General features: G+C 41.0%; 16 protein-coding genes and 7 tRNA genes. 1 reads left to right on the forward strand and 22 read right to left on the reverse strand.

All coding sequences use genetic code 11. The features are described 5' to 3' along the window. Positions 1 to 174: 174 nt before the first annotated feature. From AB4153_RS01440 to recA, 13 genes are all read right to left on the reverse strand, one after another. Complete coding sequence (locus tag AB4153_RS01440) at positions 175 to 1305, reverse strand: sodium ion-translocating decarboxylase subunit beta (RefSeq protein ID WP_102529595.1); 1131 nt, start codon at positions 1303 to 1305, stop codon at positions 175 to 177. Positions 1306 to 1313: 8 nt separating this feature from the next. Next, positions 1314 to 3107: a sodium-extruding oxaloacetate decarboxylase subunit alpha gene (gene oadA / locus AB4153_RS01445; protein WP_371996131.1), complete on the reverse strand. Its 1794-nt coding sequence runs from the start codon at positions 3105 to 3107 to the stop codon at positions 1314 to 1316. A 16-nt stretch (positions 3108 to 3123) separates the two neighbouring features. After that, positions 3124 to 3369, reverse strand: a complete 246-nt coding sequence (locus AB4153_RS01450; RefSeq protein ID WP_102529597.1) for an OadG family protein — start codon at positions 3367 to 3369, stop codon at positions 3124 to 3126. Positions 3370 to 4210: 841 nt separating this feature from the next. Then, a tRNA-Arg gene (locus AB4153_RS01455) sits at positions 4211 to 4287 on the reverse strand. Between the two features lie 69 nt (positions 4288 to 4356). Continuing rightward, a tRNA-Ser gene (locus AB4153_RS01460) sits at positions 4357 to 4448 on the reverse strand. Between the two features lie 6 nt (positions 4449 to 4454). Beyond that, positions 4455 to 4531 (reverse strand) — tRNA-Arg (locus tag AB4153_RS01465). A 22-nt stretch (positions 4532 to 4553) separates the two neighbouring features. Next, positions 4554 to 4630, reverse strand: a tRNA-Arg gene (locus tag AB4153_RS01470). Positions 4631 to 4664: 34 nt separating this feature from the next. Next, a tRNA-Arg gene (locus AB4153_RS01475) sits at positions 4665 to 4741 on the reverse strand. A gap of 30 nt (positions 4742 to 4771) precedes the next feature. After that, a tRNA-Arg gene (locus tag AB4153_RS01480) sits at positions 4772 to 4848 on the reverse strand. 23 nt (positions 4849 to 4871) lie between these two features. Then, positions 4872 to 4963 (reverse strand) — tRNA-Ser (locus AB4153_RS01485). Between the two features lie 705 nt (positions 4964 to 5668). Beyond that, entirely contained in the window at positions 5669 to 5869 is a 201-nt protein-coding gene (csrA, locus tag AB4153_RS01490) for a carbon storage regulator CsrA (protein WP_102526966.1), read from the reverse strand. A 485-nt stretch (positions 5870 to 6354) separates the two neighbouring features. Next, positions 6355 to 8979 carry an alanine--tRNA ligase gene (alaS, locus tag AB4153_RS01495; protein ID WP_371996133.1) on the reverse strand — a complete coding sequence of 875 codons (2625 nt, stop codon included), beginning with the start codon at positions 8977 to 8979 and terminating at the stop codon, positions 6355 to 6357. A 578-nt stretch (positions 8980 to 9557) separates the two neighbouring features. Beyond that, entirely contained in the window at positions 9558 to 10616 is a 1059-nt protein-coding gene (recA, locus tag AB4153_RS01500; protein ID WP_102526964.1) for a recombinase RecA, read from the reverse strand. Positions 10617 to 11028: 412 nt separating this feature from the next. Between recA and mutS the strand changes: the two genes are divergently transcribed. After that, positions 11029 to 13608, forward strand: coding sequence for a DNA mismatch repair protein MutS (gene mutS / locus AB4153_RS01505; protein WP_102526963.1), 2580 nt, complete (start codon positions 11029 to 11031; stop codon positions 13606 to 13608). A gap of 81 nt (positions 13609 to 13689) precedes the next feature. On the opposite strand, the gene AB4153_RS01510 is transcribed toward mutS, so the two are convergent. The 9 genes from AB4153_RS01510 to ftsB form a co-directional block, all read right to left on the reverse strand. Next, positions 13690 to 14097, reverse strand: coding sequence for a hypothetical protein (locus AB4153_RS01510; RefSeq protein ID WP_248954954.1), 408 nt, complete (start codon positions 14095 to 14097; stop codon positions 13690 to 13692). Positions 14098 to 14173: 76 nt separating this feature from the next. Continuing rightward, positions 14174 to 15151, reverse strand: a complete 978-nt coding sequence (gene rpoS, locus AB4153_RS01515; RefSeq protein ID WP_102526961.1) for an RNA polymerase sigma factor RpoS — start codon at positions 15149 to 15151, stop codon at positions 14174 to 14176. A 77-nt stretch (positions 15152 to 15228) separates the two neighbouring features. Continuing rightward, positions 15229 to 16119 (reverse strand): peptidoglycan DD-metalloendopeptidase family protein, encoded by an 891-nt coding sequence (locus AB4153_RS01520; protein ID WP_371996134.1) that lies wholly within the window; start codon positions 16117 to 16119, stop codon positions 15229 to 15231. A gap of 37 nt (positions 16120 to 16156) precedes the next feature. Beyond that, on the reverse strand, positions 16157 to 16792 hold the full coding sequence (locus AB4153_RS01525; RefSeq protein ID WP_102526959.1) for a protein-L-isoaspartate(D-aspartate) O-methyltransferase: 636 nt from the start codon (positions 16790 to 16792) through the stop codon (positions 16157 to 16159). Beyond that, on the reverse strand, positions 16789 to 17538 hold the full coding sequence (gene surE, locus AB4153_RS01530) for a 5'/3'-nucleotidase SurE (RefSeq protein ID WP_229368915.1): 750 nt from the start codon (positions 17536 to 17538) through the stop codon (positions 16789 to 16791). The genes AB4153_RS01525 and surE overlap by 4 nt, the downstream gene beginning before the upstream one ends. After that, a complete protein-coding gene (gene truD / locus AB4153_RS01535; protein WP_371996136.1) occupies positions 17535 to 18698 on the reverse strand; it encodes a tRNA pseudouridine(13) synthase TruD in 1164 nt (387 codons plus the stop codon). The genes surE and truD overlap by 4 nt, the downstream gene beginning before the upstream one ends. A 108-nt stretch (positions 18699 to 18806) precedes the next feature. Next, on the reverse strand, positions 18807 to 19289 hold the full coding sequence (ispF, locus tag AB4153_RS01540; RefSeq protein ID WP_102526956.1) for a 2-C-methyl-D-erythritol 2,4-cyclodiphosphate synthase: 483 nt from the start codon (positions 19287 to 19289) through the stop codon (positions 18807 to 18809). 81 nt (positions 19290 to 19370) lie between these two features. Then, positions 19371 to 20105, reverse strand: coding sequence for a 2-C-methyl-D-erythritol 4-phosphate cytidylyltransferase (ispD, locus tag AB4153_RS01545; protein ID WP_248954950.1), 735 nt, complete (start codon positions 20103 to 20105; stop codon positions 19371 to 19373). A 5-nt stretch (positions 20106 to 20110) separates the two neighbouring features. Next, entirely contained in the window at positions 20111 to 20413 is a 303-nt protein-coding gene (gene ftsB / locus AB4153_RS01550; protein ID WP_102526954.1) for a cell division protein FtsB, read from the reverse strand. Positions 20414 to 20442 lie beyond the last annotated feature (29 nt).

Raw genomic sequence — 20442 nt, forward strand, 5'->3', positions numbered from 1 at the left:
AATGAGACTTAGTTTGTTGAAACGAGGTGGAATAGATTTGAGCAGGATAGGATGGTCTAACACCTTAAATGGCATGCATCAGCGCAATAACAATTTTAAGCCAATAAAAAGCCACTGTTAGTCAGTGGCTTCATTCGATTACTCGCGTTTACTTGTCGCTACATTTGATAACGATTAGCCTAATACTGCAAGTAATACACCCGCAGCCACAGCGCTACCTAGAACACCAGCAACGTTAGGCCCCATAGCGTGCATCAGTAAGAAGTTTTGCTGATTAGCCTCAAGACCTACCTTGTTTACAACACGCGCTGCCATAGGAACTGCAGATACGCCCGCTGCACCAATTAATGGGTTTATCTTGCCGCCAGATAACTTAGACATCAATTTAGCCATCATCACACCTGCCGCAGTACCAATACTGAAAGCAACAGCGCCTAAGACTAAAATGCCTAAAGTTTCGATGCGCAGGAATTCTTCAGCTTGCAGCTTTGAGCCCACTGCTAAACCAAGGAAAATCGTCACAACGTTAATTAACTCATTCTGCGCAGTGCTTGAAAGTCTATCAACCACGCCACATTCACGCATTAAGTTACCTAAACAAAACATACCTACTAGCGGTGTTGCTGCTGGTAAGAACAGAATTGTCATACCGACCACCATCAGTGGGAAGATGATTTTTTCTTTCTTACTGACTTCACGAAGCTGTTCCATCTTAATGGTACGCTCTGATTCGCTGGTTAATAGACGCATAATCGGTGGCTGAATTAATGGTACTAAAGCCATATATGAGTATGCAGCAACCGCAATCGCACCTAATAAATCAGGAGCAAGCTTCGAGGCTAAGAAAATAGCTGTCGGACCATCTGCACCGCCAATGATGGCAATAGCAGCCGCATCTTGCATGGAAAATTCAAACCCTGGCACTAGGTTCAGTGCAATCGCACCTAGCAAGGTAGCAAAAATGCCAAACTGCGCAGCTGCACCCAATAACAAGGTCTTCGGGTTAGCAATCAATGCACCAAAATCTGTCAGTGCACCTACGCCCATGAAAATCAATAGCGGGAAAATCCCCGTTTCAATTCCCACATGGTAGGCATACCAAAGCAAACCACCTTCGTCGGTAAAACCTGCATTTGGAATATTCGCTAAAATGGCACCAAAACCAATCGGTACTAATAATAGCGGCTCAAAACCTTTAGAAATGGCAAGGAAAAGTAATAAGCCTCCAATTGCCATCATAAATAATTGATCAGGTGCGAAGTTAGCAATACCCGTCTCAGACCAAAAGGCCATTAATCCTTCCATGCTATCTCCTACGCTAATGCTAACAGTGGTGAACCAACTGTAACTGCATCACCTTGCTTAACTGATATATTACGAATGATACCCGCAGTTTCTGCACGCACTTCTGTTTCCATTTTCATTGCTTCAAGGATGATGATGACATCACCTTCATTGACTTGATCGCCATCATTAACCAAGACTTTGAAAATATTGCCAGATAATGGCGCATTCATCGTGGTTTTGATTGTATTGCTGACAGGAGCATGTGGCGCTAATGGTGCAGGCGCTTGTGAGCCCGCTTCAGTGGTTGCTGGAACGATTTGGCTTATATCGCCACCCTCACTCACCTCAACGACAAAGTTTTGCCCCTGAACATTAACAGTGTACGTTTCAGGGCCTTTCTCTGTTTTCGCAGCAGGTACAGCCATATCATCAGCACTTGGGACTGGCTCAAATGCATCTGGATTACCACGGTTAGATAAAAACTGCAGGCCGATTTGGTTGAATAATGCATACGTCATCACATCGTCATCAGTTTCAGTCGCTAAACTAAAACCATCTTTCTTAGCGATGTCGCTTAACTCGGTACGTAGTTTTTCAAGTTCAGGCTCGATAAGATCGGCAGGACGACATGTAATCGCTTCTGCGCCATTTAGTACTCTAGCTTGTAGTTCAGCGTTAACAGGGGCTGGTGTTGCGCCGTACTCACCTTTTAATACGCCTTCTGTTTCTTTTGCGAGTGTTTTATAACGTTCACCCATCAGGACATTAATAACTGACTGTGTGCCGACAATTTGTGAGGTTGGTGTAACTAGAGGTAAAAAGCCAAGATCTTCACGTACTCGTGGGATTTCTTCTAATACTTCATCCATCTTGTCAGCAGCGCCCTGCTCTTTAAGCTGGTTTTCCATGTTAGTTAACATGCCACCTGGCACTTGTGCACGCAAGATACGAGAATCAATGCCTTTAAGCGCACCTTCAAAACGTGCATATTTTTTACGTACATCTCTGAAATATGCAGCAATCTCTTCAAGGGTCGCCATGTCATAGCCCGTTGAGCGGCCATTATCTTCTGCCATTGCCACCAGTGTTTCAGTTGCTGAATGACCATAAGTTTGGCTCATAGAAGAAATCGCAGTATCAAGAACATCAATACCGGCTTCGATGGCTTTTTGGTACGTTGCAGTACTTAAACCCGTTGTAGCATGGCAATGCATTGATACCGTTAAATCAGTTTGTGATTTCAAACGAGTAATAAGGTCATAAGCTTCCATTGGTTTAAGTAAACCAGCCATGTCCTTAATACATAACGAGTCACACCCTAAATCTTCGAGGTTTTTCGCCATTGAGACCCAAGTATCAACAGTGTGAACTGGACTAGTGGTAAATGAAATCGTACCTTGGGCATGACCGCCGACCTGTTTAACCGCTTTTACTGCAGTCTCTAGATTTCGTACATCGTTCATCGCATCAAAAACACGGAAAACGTCAACGCCATTTGTATGTGCGCGCTCAACAAAGCGCGTCACTACGTCATCAGCATAGTGACGGTAACCTAATAAATTTTGGCCACGCAGTAGCATCTGCTGTGGTGTATTTGGCATCACTTTTTTCAATTCGCGAATTCGATCCCAAGGATCTTCGCCTAAATAACGGATACAAGAATCAAATGTTGCACCACCCCAAGATTCTAAAGACCAAAAACCAACTTTATCCAGTAAAGGAGCGATAGGTAACATATCGTCTAAACGCAGGCGTGTTGCAAGAATAGACTGATGGGCGTCTCGTAATACTACATCTGTTAACGCTAAAGGCTTGCTCATAAATACTCCTAAACTGTTAATCTTTTGCACGATACTGATGAATAGCAGAGGTAATGGCTGCTACTAACTTAGGATCAAGTGTTGTTGCTGAAGCTGCGACAGGTGCTGGCGCATAGGCAACGGTAGGTTGAATCTCTGACTTGCATAATCTGGCGACGATTTTAATACCGACAATTAGCATACTCAAAAATATGAATACTAAGCCCATCCCCATTATCATCACGCCTAGGGCGTCAAATAACTGCTCAGATATTGAAGTCATACATCCTCTCTTGTCTTAATGTTCAATCAGTGATTGCACATAGGATCCATTTCGATTGCGTAAAGCCGATGAAATTATATAGCCTATCAGTGTTGCACCATTTTCATGCAGTACACATCATTTAAGTACCACATAGAATAATTATTCAATCAATATTAACCAATTTCAGATTATAAAAAAGAGCTCAAACTGTCTAATTTAGTTATATCAGATTCTTCATCGACGAAAAATATAACTAATTTATAACAATTAATCCAACACACTGTAAATTGGTCAGACCAAAAATAATAAAATTAAACCTCACTATGTGATAATTCTATAAAATATTCACAGTAATATTGAACATTATTCAATTCCGAGGGTTTTATCGCAAAAATGACAAGATTATGACCACTTCTATATAAAAAGAGATATCAAGAATAAGAACAACCAATCGCCCCAATGCTGTGCATGAATGCTCAAAAGCATAAATATGCCAGTTTTAGCCCTAGAAGGTGACTATTTATGAACTTTATAACCAGGTTGGCTTTGTTAGCAGTTAACTATTCTAGTGAATCAAACAAATCCTTCAGAGAGTGGCTTTAAAAAATTGATTATGTAGTTCAGTTAACTAGAACAGATTGAAATTATAAGAGGAGTTTTGGGACTTTAGAATCTTGAAAGTGAAAGGTGGAACGTGAAAGTTTTGATCTTGTGATTATCTGTTAATAACAACTTATATGGCAATGTGAACGAGTGATAACAGATAGTACTGATAAATCTGTGTCAACCAAGTCATAAAGCATAAATTAAACGTAAAAAAAAATGCCCTGTAGTAATCTACAGGGCATTCTCTTTATCATGGTGCGGATGGGAGGATTCGAACCTCCGACCGCCTGGTTCGTAGCCAGGTACTCTATCCAGCTGAGCTACATCCGCTAATTTTTTACGTTTACTGCATGCTCAATGCTACTTGAGCTTAGTTGCATATTCAATATATGCAAATAATGGCGGAGAGGGAGGGATTCGAACCCTCGATGGGAGTTAAAGCCCATACTCCCTTAGCAGGGGAGCGCCTTCGGCCACTCGGCCACCTCTCCGAATTATGGTGCGGATGGGAGGAGTCGAACCTCCGACCGCCTGGTTCGTAGCCAGGTACTCTATCCAGCTGAGCTACATCCGCATAATTTGGTATGAATTTTATATGGTGCGGATGGGAGGATTCGAACCTCCGACCGCCTGGTTCGTAGCCAGGTACTCTATCCAGCTGAGCTACATCCGCATATATAAAATGGTAAAGCTTTTGAATAATCTAATGGTGCGGATGGGAGGAGTCGAACCTCCGACCGCCTGGTTCGTAGCCAGGTACTCTATCCAGCTGAGCTACATCCGCTCATTAAATAATTCAAACACAAAATAGCAATGGTGCGGATGGGAGGATTCGAACCTCCGACCGCCTGGTTCGTAGCCAGGTACTCTATCCAGCTGAGCTACATCCGCATCGTTTACTATTTTTTAAGAAATGGCGGAGAGGGAGGGATTCGAACCCTCGATGGGATTTAAAGCCCATACTCCCTTAGCAGGGGAGCGCCTTCGGCCACTCGGCCACCTCTCCGTTTCTTGGGCGGTATATTACTGTTTGAAGAAAATAAGTCAAACCCTTTTTCAGAAACATATATTCATTTGAACTGTTTTTAATCATATTGCCGACTTAAGCCACAAATATTTTCAATTCACCCTACCGATTTTTGTTTTTTTGCTTTAAAACAATATCACTATTTAAAGTCGAAACGTTTCAGTTTATCCACTTCTGCAATCGACAACGATTTTATTGTCCTTAAAAGTACACATGACCACATCATGATATTAAGCCTTCTTTATATAACAGCACCAAAGCTTGCAACGCGAAAATAACCATGAATTGAAGAGTGAATTGCAGAATGGATAGAAGAAGGAATAGTAGAATGGATAGAAGAAGGAATAGCGGAGTAGATAGAAGAAGGAATAGCGGAGTAGATAGAAGAAGGAATAGCAGAATGGATAGAAGAAGGAATATAAAACGAGTACAACGATGAGAGAATCAGCAAAACCTGAGTAAGCTTTAGTAGACCTAAAGTGCTATACAGAATAATCGAATCATTAAAAGATTGTTCATGACATACAGAAATAACACAAACCGAAACACGACTAACTCATTCAATAATAGCTGGTTCGGTTATATTCAAAGCTCATAATCAAAAGTTGGTTCATTTTTGTGCCAGACACAAAAAAGCCAGCTTTCACTGGCTTAAATGGTATAACGCTTAACAATTCTGATTTATCAGAAATTGCCACCCTCAGGGGTGCTATTTCCAGATTTTTCAGACTGGATACGTTGATAAATTTCTTCACGATGAACTGATACTTCTTTAGGTGCATTCACACCGATACGTACTTGGTTACCTTTAACACCCAGTACAGTAACAGTCACTTCATCACCTATCATTAATGTTTCGCCTACACGGCGAGTCAAAATCAGCATTCGATTGCTCCTTTAGTCCAATCAGCATACACCAGCTTCTATCCGTAATATGCGCGTTTAATAGTGTTAGCTTAATACAAATCATTAGTGACGACACTAAATCAATAAAATTTTTAAGCTTTTTAGCGTAAAAAATCGAAAATCAAAGAATTTTGGCATTTTAAAAGTCTGCTCGTATCAAGCTGTTAACATTTGCAGACCATTCTTTAGACAAAGCTAAAACAGAACTTTCGCATCAAGTTGCTGCTTTCATCATCAAATTAGCATAAAAATCTATAACCAATTAATTTGTAGTGCTTTGAACCAGATTATACAAAATATTGATGTTGGTTAACTTATTAACCAACATCAATAAATCTACTATGCCAAACCTTAAACAATCACTCAAGCCATAAAGCGACTGAGATCAAAAGATGATGAAATAAAACAGTTTAATCTCTTAAATCATCACCTAAACTATCCGTTAGAACAGTTATGGTTCATTACTAGCTTAAACGTTCTGTTAACCATGGTTGTACTAACGCTAACGCTTCATCAAGTTTCTCAGGCTGAGTACCACCAGCTTGAGCCATATCAGGACGTCCACCGCCTTTACCGCCAACTTGCTGAGCAACCATAGCAACTAACTCACCCGCTTTCACTTTACCTACAAGATCTTTGCTCACACCCGCAATTAAGTTCACTTTGCCTTCGTTTGCAATGCCTAATACGATAATCGCTGAATTAAGCTTTTGCTTTAATTCATCTTGCAAACCACGAAGTGATTTAGGGTCTGCACCTTCAAGTTTTTTAACTAATACTTTAACGCCGTTAAGATCAATGGCTTCGCCAGCAATATCTGCGCTCGCTGCTGCCGCCAACTTGTCTTTAAGCTGAGACATTTCTTTTTCAAGTTGCTTCACTTTATCAAGCTGTGCTTTTAGTTTTACAACCACAGAAGCAGAATCAGACTTAAGTAATGAAGCCGCTTTATCAAGCTGAGCTTGTTGCTCTGCTACATAAGCCATTGCTGCTGCACCAGTTACTGCTTCAATACGACGAATACCCGCAGCAATACCACCTTCTGATGTGATTTTGAATAAACCAATATCACCAGTGCGGCCCACATGAGTACCACCACAAAGCTCGATAGAGAAATCGCCCATGGTAACGACACGTACTTCGTTGTCGTACTTCTCACCAAATAACGCCATAGCGCCTTGCTCTTTGGCTTCATCAATCCCCATTACTGCGGTTTTCAGTTGATGATTACGACGAATTTGAGTGTTAACCATTTCTTCAACTTGCTTAAGTTCTGCTGCAGTAACAGCTTCAAAATGTGCAAAGTCAAAACGTAAACGTTCAGGGTTTACTAATGACCCTTTCTGGTTAACATGCGTGCCCAATACATTACGTAATGCAGAATGTAATAAATGCGTCACTGAATGGTTTAATTGAGTACGATGACGTAGTTTTTTATCCACTTCAGCGTTAACGGTTTGACCAAGGGTTAAGGTTCCAGCAGTTAACTTACCTTCATGACCAAAAGCCTGACCGAAAATTTGAGTGTCAGCGACAGTAAATACCGTCTCATCAACAGACAGTTGACCTTTATCACCAACCTGTCCACCAGACTCAGCATAAAACGGCGTGTTATCTAATACGATGACAGCGTCTTGTCCTGCGGCAAGTGACTCTACTGCAACACCTTCAACGTAGATTGCTGTTACAGCACCTTGACCATTTAATTCGGTATAACCACAGAATTCAGTCTCACCTTCGATTTTCAGGCCGCTATTATAATCAGTACCAAAGTTACCAGCTGCTTGTGCACGGCTTCTTTGCTCTGCCATTGCTGCTTCGAAACCTGCTTCATCAACAGTAATATCACGCTCACGACAAACATCTGCCGTTAAATCAACAGGGAAACCATAAGTATCGTAAAGTTTGAATGCGGTTTCACCGTCTAACACATTAGTGCTTAACTCGTTTAATGCAGCATCTAGAATGCCTAAACCACGCTCAAGAGTTCTAGCAAACTGTTCTTCTTCCGCTTTCAACGACTTTTCAATAATCGCTTTCGCTTCAACAAGGCCTTTACCCGCATCGCCCATCACTTCGATAAGTGTAGGTAATAACTTGTAAAAGAATGTCTCAGTCGCCCCTAGCTTATTACCGTGACGTACTGCACGGCGAATGATTCGGCGTAGCACGTAACCACGACCTTCATTTGATGGCATAACACCATCAGCAATCAAGAATGAACAAGAACGAATATGGTCGGCAATAACGCGCAATGATTTATTTTCTAAATCTTCTACATTGATAATTTCAGCGGCTTTTTTGATTAAGGCTTGGAATATATCGATTTCGTAGTTTGAGTGAACACCTTGCATAATTGCTGCAATACGCTCAATGCCCATACCAGTATCAACTGAAGGTTTTGGTAACGGCTGCATTTCACCATCAGCTTGACGGTTATACTGCATGAATACGATATTCCAGATTTCAATGAAACGATCGCCATCTTCTTCAGGTGTGCCTGGGCGGCCGCCCCAAATGTGCTCACCGTGATCATAGAAAATTTCAGAACATGGACCACAAGGGCCAGTGTCACCCATTTGCCAGAAGTTATCTGAAGCGTAAGCTGCGCCTTTGTTGTCACCAATGCGAATAATATTTTCAGCTGCAACGCCGATTTTCTTATTCCAAATTTCAAATGCTTCATCATCAGTATCATAGATAGTGACGCATAATTTTTCTGTCGGTAATTTCAATGTTTGAGTTAAGAAGTTCCATGCAAATGAAATCGCTTCTTCTTTAAAGTAATCGCCAAAGCTGAAGTTACCTAACATTTCAAAAAACGTATGATGACGAGCGGTATAACCGACATTGTCTAAATCATTGTGTTTACCACCAGCACGAACACAACGCTGTGATGTTGTCGCTCGAGTATAACCACGGTTTTCCAAGCCAAGAAAAGCTTCTTTAAACTGGTTCATACCCGCATTAGTAAACAATAACGTTGGGTCGTTATGCGGCACTAATGAGCTACTGTCGACAACTTGGTGTCCGTTGTTACCAAAATACGCTAAAAATGCGCTTCTTAATTCTGTGGTGGTCTGAAACATGAAATCGCCCTAAATGGATAAATTCTATTTATCTTGAAGCTGTATAACAGCTCGAATATTGGCAACATTATATACTTAAACAAACTGAAGGTGCGAGAATCTAGCGGCTTAGATTAGCGATTTTCTTACATTTGGGAGCGATTATGTTAATCGACAATTCAATTTTATGGCCTAAATAGTCCAAATCAAAATTGAAAGGAGCGTTATGACAATATTGCGATAACTTAAATAGTCTTTATTTCACGAACCACATGATAACTAGCCTTCATCAAGCTTGACTAGGGAATCATCTGTAATTCACTAATTACCCTAGCGATTTGATGGTGATGGCAAGATCTTAGGGTTATATTCTGAAAATTCCTAGCAGTTCGAAAAGGCAAAACTCTGTTCTAGTTTTAAAGCATTTTTACTAATGACTTACTCGCATTACAAACTATTTCAAAATATAAAAAAATCGCAATTGGCAAAACCAATCGCGATTTATTAATTTCAAGCAAGCTGTAGAGAAACTCGTTTAAAGATAACTTAGTTTATAGCTGTTCGAGTTAGCTTCCTGCTACCTTGGAGTTAAACTCGATTTAAAAAACTTCACCTGTTTCTAAATCAATATTTTCATCAGACTCTGCAGGAGCTGCTTCTTTTTCTTTGCTTAATAGCATTTGACGTAAGTTAGTTTCAATCTCTTCAGCTATTGCTGGGTTTTCAACTAAGTATTTACCAGCATTAGCACGGCCTTGACCGATTTTATTACCTTGATAGCTGTACCATGCACCTGCTTTTTCAACAAGCTTATGCGCTACACCTAAATCAACTAACTCGCCAGTACGGTTAATCCCTTTACCATAGAGGATTTGGAATTCAGCTTGTCTAAATGGCGCAGCAATTTTGTTCTTAACCACTTTCACGCGTGTTTCATTACCCACAACAGCATCACCATCTTTAATCGCACCTGTACGGCGAATATCAAGACGAACTGAAGCGTAGAACTTAAGTGCATTACCACCCGTTGTGGTTTCTGGGTTACCAAACATAACACCAATTTTCATGCGGATTTGGTTAATAAAGATAAGCAGTGTGTTTGATTGCTTAAGGTTACCAGCAAGTTTACGCATTGCTTGGCTCATCATACGTGCCGCTAAGCCCATGTGCGAATCACCAATCTCACCTTCGATTTCTGCTTTAGGTGTTAATGCAGCAACCGAATCGACAATAATCACATCAACAGCGCCAGAGCGTGTTAATGCATCACAAATCTCAAGCGCTTGCTCACCCGTATCAGGCTGAGAACATAAAAGGTTATCAATATCTACGCCTAAGTTTTTCGCATAAATAGGGTCAAGTGCGTGTTCAGCATCAATAAAGGCACAAGTTTTACCTTGGCGCTGTGCTGCTGCAATCACTTCAAGTGTTAAGGTTGTTTTACCAGAAGATTCAGGACCGTAGATTTCTACGATACGTCCCATTGGTAAACCACCAGCACCTAGTGCAACATCCAATGAAAGTGAGCCAGTAGAAATTGTTTCAACATCCATTGTGCGATCTGCGCCCAACTTCATGATTGAACCTTTACCAAATTGCTTTTCAATTTGGCCTAATACGGCATTTAACGCTTTCTCTTTATTTGGATCTGCTTTCATTCTCTTTATCCCTTTAAGGTGACTCAATTCGACATGCGAACTTGGTAACGAATAAATTTGTCTGTCTAACAATATGAGCTCAGTATACTGTATAATCATACAGTATCAATAGTTACTGTATACTTTTTTGACATTATTTCATTTGTATAATATTTTTATCTTATTAATCAATACCTAATAACCAAAATAAGTTTTAAAACCTCAAAGGCCTCATTGAACAAACTACTGTATACACTAGTATGAGCGAATGTGAATTATCGAGTTTTCAAAGATTTAATTCGTAATAAATAACAGTACTTGTCTTTCTAAAAGTCACTGTATGAACATCGCTTATTGGGAATCAAACTAAATATTGTTAAGATGAGCCCCGTTTATTATCCCGTATTAAAGCCAGATTAAGAGCAACTACTTAATGACCGTAAATGAAGACCCAAGTTTAGAAAAGCATACCCCAATGATGCGTCAATATTTGACGCTAAAAGCACAGCACCCAGAGATGCTTTTGTTTTATCGTATGGGAGACTTTTATGAATTATTTTATGAAGACGCCAAACTGGCTTCTGAACTATTAGGGATTTCACTTACTGCTAGAGGCAAGAGTGGCGGCAATGCAATACCTATGGCAGGTTTACCCTATCACGCCGTTGAAGGTTATCTCGCCAAGCTAGTACAAATTGGTCAATCAGTCGCTATTTGTGAGCAGATTGGCGATCCCGCTACCAGTAAAGGTCCAGTAGAACGTAAAGTCGTTCGTATTGTTACCCCTGGCACCTTAACTGACGAAGCCTTATTACAAGAAAGACAAGACAACTTACTCGCTGCGGTTTACCAAGGTAAAAATGGCTATGGCTACGCAACCTTGGACGTGTCATCAGGTCGATTTGTCATTGTTGAACTTGAGAATTCAGAAACATTAGAAGCTGAGTTGCAGCGTACTAGCCCAGCAGAGCTTTTATACAGTGAAGATTTAGCTGATAGGCATCTTATCGAGAACCTTAAGGGGATTAGACGTCGCCCTGAATGGGAATTTGATTACGACACTAGTATCCAGTTATTGCTGGAACAGTTTGGCACAAAAGACCTTCATGGCTTTGGTGTTAGCCATGCGCGTTTATCTTTACAAGCCGCTGGCTGTCTTATGCAATACGTAAAAGACACTCAAAAAACAGCTCTACCCCATATCAGCAGCATTACCATGTTTAACCAAGCTGATACGATAATTTTAGATGCCGCAACTAGGCGTAATCTTGAGTTGACCGTTAATCTTTCGGGTTCTCGTGATAACACTCTTGCTTGGGTATTAGATAAAACGGCTACGCCAATGGGCAGCCGAATGTTACAGCGCTGGATCCATCAGCCATTGCGCGATCAACAGCATATAAGCCAACGACAACAAGCGGTTTCTGAGTTAATAGAAACAGGCTTATTTGCTGACTTACACCAACAATTAAAAGCCTTAGGCGATATCGAACGTATCATGGCTCGCCTTGCTATTCGTAGTGCTCGTCCTAGGGATTTTGCACGCCTTCGCCAAGCCTTAGATTTGTTGCCTGAAATCCAACAAACTCTCAGTCACTGCAAACAAGCTGAAATGCAACGCTTAGCAGCTTTATTAGGTGAGTTTCCTGAGCAACAACAATTATTGCAATCAGCCATTGTTGATAACCCGCCAATGCTAATCCGTGACGGTGGCGTTATCCGTTCAGGATATAATGCTCAGTTAGATGAGTGGCGTGGCCTTAGCGAAGGTGCCAATGATTATTTAGTACAAATGGAAGCCCGTGAAAAAGAACAAACTGGCATTAATACGCTAAAAGTTGGCTATAACCGAGTGCACGGCTATTACATTGAAGTCAGCCGGTTACAATCTGATCAAGTACCATTAAGCTATCAACGTCGCCAGACTCTTAAAAATACTGAGCGATATATCACCCCTGAGCTTAAGGAATACGAAGAGAAAGTACTTTCAAGCCAAGGCAAAGCTTTGGCAATTGAAAAGCAACTTTGGGAAGAATTGTTCGATTTACTTTTACCCAAGTTACATGAATTACAGCAATTTGCTCAAGCTGCATCGGAGTTAGATGTACTTAGTAATTTTGCTGAGCGTGCAGAAACATTAGGGTATAACTGCCCACAAATTAGTAATGAAATTGGTATTCATATAGAAGCGGGTCGCCATCCAGTCGTTGAACTAGTCAGCCAAAGTCCATTTATCGCCAACCCAGTTGCACTGGCACCAGAGCGACGTATGCTGATTGTCACTGGGCCTAATATGGGCGGTAAATCAACCTATATGCGCCAAGTCGCGCTAATCACGCTTATGGCACATATAGGCAGTTTTGTGCCTGCGCAAAAAGCTGTGATTGGCCCCATTGATCGCATATTCACCCGTATTGGCGCATCTGACGATCTGGCATCTGGGCGTTCAACTTTTATGGTTGAAATGACTGAGACAGCAAACATCCTTCACAATGCGACAGCGAAAAGCTTAGTATTAATGGATGAAATTGGCCGAGGAACATCAACCTATGATGGACTATCGCTTGCGTGGTCTGCAGCTGAATACTTAGCTGAAAAAGTGGCAGCGCTAACCTTATTTGCAACTCACTATTTTGAGTTGACTCAACTACCTGAACAAATATCAGGCGCTGCCAATGTGCATTTAGATGCCGTAGAACATGATGACACCATCGCCTTTATGCATGCTGTGCAAGAAGGTGCTGCAAGTAAAAGTTATGGATTACAAGTCGCATCACTTGCAGGCGTTCCAGCTCATGTCATAAAAGCTGCCAAACAAAAACTGCATATGCTTGAAAGTCGCGATTTAGCGAATACACAGAATGTCCCTATCCAAGAGGCACTTAATCTTACCATGCCTGAGCCGCTATCATCAGCTGCGACAGAAAAGCTCGCTCAGATTAATCCTGATGATTACAGTCCTAAACAAGCTTTAGATATGCTGTATGAACTAAAGCGATTAACTAATCTGTAAGACGCTATTGGTTAACTCTTTGATGATAAGCCGCAACAGTAAAATGACGCGGCTTTTTAATCTGAAGATTTGCTTTAAATATTAGTTTTCAAGTGATTTTAATCCACTCGTATCAACACCTTTCATAACTTCTCTCTCTAACGCGTGTTGCTCAGCTAGCTCATTAGTCTTTTTCTGCTGCTGTAAATTTTGTTGCTCAATGCTCATTCTTACCTGACGCTGTATCGATTCTTGCTCAGTTTCACATTGACGAAATCCATCAGACCAACCTTGAGCATAATCTGTTTCACTATTAAAACGGGTTACATCCTTTTTAAATTGATCAAATAAACTTCCCCCAGCTTTATTTCCGCTATCACAACCATCCTGAAAACCATCGGCATAAGCTAAAGGGTAACCTTGCTCGACCATACTATCGCGAGTACTTTGACAAGCTGTAATAATTAATAAGCTCAATGGAATTAATAATAGAATAATTTTACTTTTCATCTTAAACCTCCAATTTCTGAACATTCAGGCAATAAAAAAGGGCATTAATGCCCTTATTTCTCTATATTTCAGAGCACTAGCTTCTAAATAATGCTTCTACTGACAAGCCTTGAGCCCCTAATACGTCTTTCAATCTTTTTAATGCTTCAACTTGAATTTGACGCACACGTTCACGCGTTAAGCCAATTTCAGCACCCACATTTTCTAGCGTAGAAGGTTCATAACCCAGTAATCCAAAACGTCTCGCTAATACTTCTCTTTGTTTAGTATTTAGCTCGTTTAACCATCCTACAATTGAATGAGATAAATCTTCATCTTGTACTTTATAATCTGGCCCAACTGAATCATCATCAGCAATAACATCAAGTAAGGCTTTGTCATTATCGCCACCTAACGGTGTATCTACTGAGGTAATTTTTTCGTTCAGCTTTAACATGCGGCTTACATCGCTGGTAGAGACATCTAAAGTGTCAGCAATTTCTTCTGCCGTTGGCTCATGATCAAGTTTTTGAGCTAGCTGTCTTGCGGTACGTAAGTACACATTAAGCTCTTTAACGACATGAATAGGTAAACGAATGGTGCGGGTTTGATTCATGATAGCTCTTTCGATGGTTTGTCTAATCCACCAAGTCGCATAAGTTGAAAAACGGAATCCTCGCTCTGGGTCAAATTTTTCGACCGCGCGAATAAGCCCAAGATTACCTTCTTCAATAAGATCAAGTAACGCTAAGCCTCGGTTGTTATACCTTCTGGCAATTTTGACAACCAAGCGTAAATTACTTTCTATCATGCGGTTACGAGACTTCTCGCAGCCTTTGAGTGCTTTACGTGAAAAGAAGACTTCTTCTTCTGCACTAAGCAAAGGGGAAAAACCGATCTCACCTAGATATAGCTGAGTGGCGTCAAGATTCTTTTGCAAATCATCTTGAACTTGTTGATCAATATCGGATTGCTGCCCTTCTTTGGCTTTTCCTGCCTTCGGCGCAACCTCTTGTGGTTGTGTGGCTAAATCCATAAGCTCTACTGCGACTGCAGCGTTGTTTTTTTGGCTCATATGGTGCTCTCCCAAACCTGGTAAATTTAAGTAACTAGTGCACTTGCCTATCCTCCGTTTTAATGTGAACTAAACAGTTAACGTTTAGGTAAATAGTTTAATGGGTTTACTGACTTACCATGGAGACGTATCTCAAAATGAAGCATCACCTGGTTGGCCCCTGTACTACCCATTTTCGCAACTGTCTGTCCGGCATTTACATATTGCTTTTCTTTGACCAATATTGAATCTGCATGAGCATATGCACTTAAAAAATCATCGTTATGTTTGATAATCACCAAATTGCCATAACCACGAAGCGCATTACCAGCATAAACAACTCTTCCATCAGCAGCGGCTTTAATGATATCGCCACGTGTACCTGCAACCTTAATACCTTGGTTGCCCTGCTGCGTTGTAGAGAAATACCCTATTATCTTGCCTTTATTCGGCCAGTTCCACTTACTTACTTTATCAGGTAAGCCTGAAACAGGATTTTTCGCTACTTGAACCGTCTTTTCTGGGGTAGTTTTTACAGAATACGCAGGCTTCGCTTTGTGATCAAGCTCTTTTTTTGTACTGTTTTTATTAGCTGTGGCATTAGCTTGTTTTGTTACTGTGGTTTGTTTTGGCACAGTTTTCTTTACTGGCTTGGGTTTGGCGTTCGCTACAGCAACCGATTTAGATGTGGATTTAACTGTTGTAGGCTTGTAGAGTTTTAAGGTCTGACCAGGGTAGATGGTATATGGCGCTTTGAGCTTATTATAAGCCGCAATATCACTAAAATCTTTACCCGCTCCCCATGAGATAGAGTAAAGAGTATCACCTCGTTTGACTTTATAGCTTCCAGAAGTAATTGAGCCTTTATTATATTTAGGGCCTGCTGAGGAGGAAATGCTTTGCACAGGCGCAGGTGTATGAGCTTGAAAGCTACAGCCTGATAAAAAACTCACGAATAAAAAGACATACAACCAATTGTGATACTTCAATCACTCTCTCCAGCTAAGATGGGAAATATCACCCTAATTAAGCAAGTTCACCATTAATTAATGGCACAAATTTAACAGCTTCAATGATTTGCGAGTTAAACTCATTATTTTGACGGGTTATTTTTAATAGCTGCTGTGAATCCTCACCTACTGGTATCACTAACACACCGCCTTCAGATAACTGGGTTAATAAAGCCTCAGGTACTGATGCCGCCGCAGCAGTAACCATAATCGCGTCAAATGGCGCTTTATTTTGCCAGCCCTTCCAACCATCACCGTATTTAAACGATACGTTATGTAAGTCTAAGCGCTTTAATCTTTGCCTCGCCTGGATTTGCAGTGCTTTGATCCGTTCAATTGTACATAGCTGCGGTACAAGTTGGGCTAAGATAGCCGCTTGATAACCAGAACCCGTACCAATTTCCAACACTTTAACGGGATTATGTTGCAGGAGTAATTCGGTCATTCGCGCGACTATATATGGCTGAGATATCGTTTGCCCTTGGCCAATTGGAAGTGCTGTATTCTCATAAGCTTTATGGGCAAGAGCACCATCTAAAAACAACTCTCTTGGTGTATTAGATACAGCTTCTAATACAGCGCTATTGCTGATGCCTGCTTCATGCAGTTTTCTCGCTAAATTGATAGCTACAGTTGAGGCTACCTGACTCATAATTTGTTTATCCAGTTCTCTAAACCAGCAAGCTGGTTATATGCAGTTAAATCGACGGTTAGCGGCGTAATGGACACGTAACCTTGTTCAACTGTACCAAAGTCAGTATCTGCGCTCGCATCTTGTTCTTTTCCTGGCGGGCCAAGCCAATAGATATCACGCCCAGCAGGATCTTGGGCTTTGATCATTCCTTCAGCTTTATGTCTTGAACCTAAACGAGTGACTTTCATGCCCTTTATTTGCTCTAAAGGTAAGTCAGGAACATTTACATTCAAAATCTGATCGCTATCAATCGGGTGTTCAAGTAGTCCTTGGACAATTTTAGCGGCATATATTGCGGCGCTTCGATAATGGATAAGTTCTTTACCCACAAGGGAGACTGCAATAGCAGGTAACCCCAAGAAACGACCTTCAGTTGCTGCGGCAACAGTGCCAGAATAAAGGGTATCATCACCCATGTTAGCGCCAGCATTAATGCCTGAAACAACAATATCAGGCTCAATTTCGCACAGCTCTCTAATCGCTAAATGAACACAATCAGATGGCGTTCCATTAACTGCAATATAACCATTCTCTAAGTTATTAATTCTTAATGGATTAGTCAAGGTCAAAGAATTACTTGCGGCTGAACAATTACGATCAGGTGCGACAACCGTAATATTAGCAATTTGGGCTAATTCTTCAGCTAACGCTTTAATCCCTGGTGCTGTTACACCATCATCATTACTGACAAGTATATTAATCACGAGTTAGACTCTTGGTTCGTTGCTGTAGCTTCGGCAAGTTTTTGTTGCTGTATCAGTGCATTTTGCTCAGCAACCATCTGTTGACGTTGCACTTCTTGCACATCTTGATAATCCAGTAACTCGCGAAGAACGGATGTCGCGTAACTTCCTGCAGGTAAAATAAATTCGATAACTAAACTGTCCTGTTCAAATCGATACTTCATTGCTTGTGGCTTAAGCAATAATGGGCGGCGTTCCTGTTCTAGACCTGCTTGTTCAAGACCGGTTAAATCTTGGGTTAGCTCTGCTAATGCAGTTTGTTCTACTAACGCTGCATCAGCTTGTGGAAGTACCGAGCCTCGTCCCCACAATGGCGCAGATAATTGAATATCATTATCAGACAAACGCTTTAACGTAGCTGGGTCCCACTTTTCAGCCACAAAAAAGCTTTTACTACCTGAAAGCATAACGCAATCTCCCGTAAGGGGCGCAACACTGTGATGGTGTAATCGATAAGAAACTACCTGATTAAATACATTCGATCTTACAGCCGATAAATAGATACTACGCTTTTTGCGATCCTTCACTTTTTTACCAGCCAGCATTTGTTGACCAAAGATTAAGTTTTTACCTTGATGGCCAAAACGTTGTTCACCAAAGTAATTAGGAACGCCAGTTTCCATGACTTGTTGAATGCGCTTTTCAAGTGCATCTTTATCTGACACGTTACGTAATGTCAGCTCAAAGCGATTACCTAATAATGCACCGATGCGTAATTTTTTACTGTGTCGCTGACTAGACAGAATCGTCAATCGAGTTTGATTCTGATGAGTTTCATCATTGACATTCCCAACAGAAACTTCATCAACAGGCGTTGATAATGATTGCCAATCTGGGGTTTCTTTACCTGGTATGCGCACACCAAACCACTGCTCAGTCACTGCATTTCTGTCTTTTTGACCTGCATAAGTCACTTCTTTTTGATGCACTTTGGCAAACTTTGCTAGAATTTCAGCGACCTGATTTGTATTCAGGCCTTCTTTGCGAACATGGATCATATGATGCTCACCTTCGCCTGTTGGGCTAAAAGGCAGCATTTCCTTCACGATAAAATCACTATTAAAAGTGCGTAAATCTGCAGTGCAGGTGGGTTTATCAAAAAGGTAATGTAACGAACTCATGTTTTATTCTCAAAGTATGAAATCAATTTATAGTAAGCGGCTAACTCATCAAGCAAATGGCTAACTTACACAGATAAAAGTTTAAAAGGTAAATCTTAACGGGCAGGTTTATACCAGTTTATTCATTAAGACGACAGACTCAACCGCTATGCCTTCTTTACGGCCTGTAAATCCTAACTTTTCTGTAGTCGTGGCTTTAACGTTAATATTTTCAATATCGGTTTCTAAATCTTCTGCTAAACACATTCTTATCGCTTGAATATGCGGTAACATTTTCGGTGCTTGGGCAATAATAGTGACGTCGAGATTACCAATAACAAACTGTTTCTGTTTGGCTAGATTAAAACAATGCCTTAGTAATACACGGCTATCAGCTCCTGCAAATTCCGCATCGGTATCAGGGAAATGCTTACCAATATCCCCCATTGCCATGGCACCGAGAATCGCATCTGAAATAGCGTGCAAAACAACATCACCATCAGAGTGGGCTATTAAGCCTGTCTCATACGGAACTGTAACGCCGCCAAGAATCAGGGGCTTATCACCACCAAACTTATGTACGTCAAACCCATGGCCAATTCGAATATTCATTATCTTAGATTACCGTTTATTATATGACTGTTATTGCACAATATTTTTATGAATTAACTATTATTAATTAACTCTGCCTATTCAAACCGACTGAATGTTGGCTAAAAACAACTTTGCCAATTGTAAATCGTCAGGATGTGTAACCTTTATATTATCAGCTCTACCTGATACTAACCCAGGATTTACACCCGCCCACTCCATAGCACTGGCTTCATCAGTGATTTGTACACCTTGCTCAAGTGCTGCAGCTAGGTTGTTCTTAAGTTGCTGACAAGGAAATAACTGTGGTGTTAAGGCATGCCATAGGTTGTCTCGACACACAGTTTCTGCAACTTGAGCTGAGTTGGCCTCTTTAGCAACGATACTTCTTTTCATCGTATCTCGAACTGGCATGGCCAATATTGCACCTTGAGGGTGATGATCGCGAGACTGTAGAAGCTTATCGATATCAGTTTGAGTCAGGCAAGGTCTTGCTGCGTCATGCACTAACGCCCATGTATCACCCGTTGCATTTACTTGATTAACGCTTAGTTCGTTTAAGGCTGCAAGAACAGAATCAGCACGTTCATTACCACCAATCACGGTCATGACTTTCGCATGATTAGCTTGGCTAAGGTTGGCAAAAAACTCGTCTTCGGGATGCAGTGCTACAATGACTTTACTGATATTTGGATGCGAAATTAAACTGTCTAACGTGTGGGCTAAAATAGTTTGTTCACCGAGCATTAAATATTGTTTGGGAATAGATGCGCCCATTCTGGCGCCAATACCTGCAGCAGGTACAATTGCTACAACTGATTGCTTTGCAGAATTCATATAAATTACTGACCGAAAGTTGAATTATTACGAGGGTTATTTCCAACAACGCGATAAAAAGTCTCACCTTCTTTGACCATACCCAGCTCGTTACGAGCACGCTCTTCAATGGCTTCGGTGCCACTTTTTAGATCGATAATTTCGGCTTTAAGCACTTGGTTACGGGCGATGAGTTTATCGTTGCTTTCTTGCTGACTGGCAATCTGCTTTTGCAGATTCATATACTGGGAAAGATTGTTCTCGCCTAACCAAAGTCGATACTGCAACAAGCCTACTAAGATAATCAGTAATAGTAAAAGTCGTTTCATAAATCGGTTATCAGCGATAATTATTAGTA

Source organism: Shewanella sp. 10N.286.52.E4 (assembly GCF_041468785.1).
In the GTDB taxonomy this organism is placed as follows: Bacteria; Pseudomonadota; Gammaproteobacteria; order Enterobacterales; family Shewanellaceae; genus Shewanella; species Shewanella electrodiphila.

Bases quoted from the DNA above. Each gene is read 5' to 3' on its own strand.
- AB4153_RS01440 (WP_102529595.1), bottom strand. From the start codon at position 1,305: ATGGAAGGATTAATGGCCTTTTGGTCTGAGACGGGTATTGCTAACTTC.
- oadA (WP_371996131.1), bottom strand. From the start codon at position 3,107: ATGAGCAAGCCTTTAGCGTTAACAGATGTAGTATTACGAGACGCCCAT.
- AB4153_RS01450 (WP_102529597.1), bottom strand. From the start codon at position 3,369: ATGACTTCAATATCTGAGCAGTTATTTGACGCCCTAGGCGTGATGATA.
- csrA (WP_102526966.1), bottom strand. From the start codon at position 5,869: ATGCTGATTTTGACTCGCCGTGTAGGCGAAACATTAATGATAGGTGAT.
- alaS (WP_371996133.1), bottom strand. From the start codon at position 8,979: ATGTTTCAGACCACCACAGAATTAAGAAGCGCATTTTTAGCGTATTTT.
- recA (WP_102526964.1), bottom strand. From the start codon at position 10,616: ATGAAAGCAGATCCAAATAAAGAGAAAGCGTTAAATGCCGTATTAGGC.
- mutS (WP_102526963.1), top strand. From the start codon at position 11,029: ATGACCGTAAATGAAGACCCAAGTTTAGAAAAGCATACCCCAATGATG.
- AB4153_RS01510 (WP_248954954.1), bottom strand. From the start codon at position 14,097: ATGAAAAGTAAAATTATTCTATTATTAATTCCATTGAGCTTATTAATT.
- rpoS (WP_102526961.1), bottom strand. From the start codon at position 15,151: ATGAGCCAAAAAAACAACGCTGCAGTCGCAGTAGAGCTTATGGATTTA.
- AB4153_RS01525 (WP_102526959.1), bottom strand. From the start codon at position 16,792: ATGAGTCAGGTAGCCTCAACTGTAGCTATCAATTTAGCGAGAAAACTG.
- truD (WP_371996136.1), bottom strand. From the start codon at position 18,698: ATGAGTTCGTTACATTACCTTTTTGATAAACCCACCTGCACTGCAGAT.
- ispF (WP_102526956.1), bottom strand. From the start codon at position 19,289: ATGAATATTCGAATTGGCCATGGGTTTGACGTACATAAGTTTGGTGGT.
- ispD (WP_248954950.1), bottom strand. From the start codon at position 20,105: ATGAATTCTGCAAAGCAATCAGTTGTAGCAATTGTACCTGCTGCAGGT.
- ftsB (WP_102526954.1), bottom strand. From the start codon at position 20,413: ATGAAACGACTTTTACTATTACTGATTATCTTAGTAGGCTTGTTGCAG.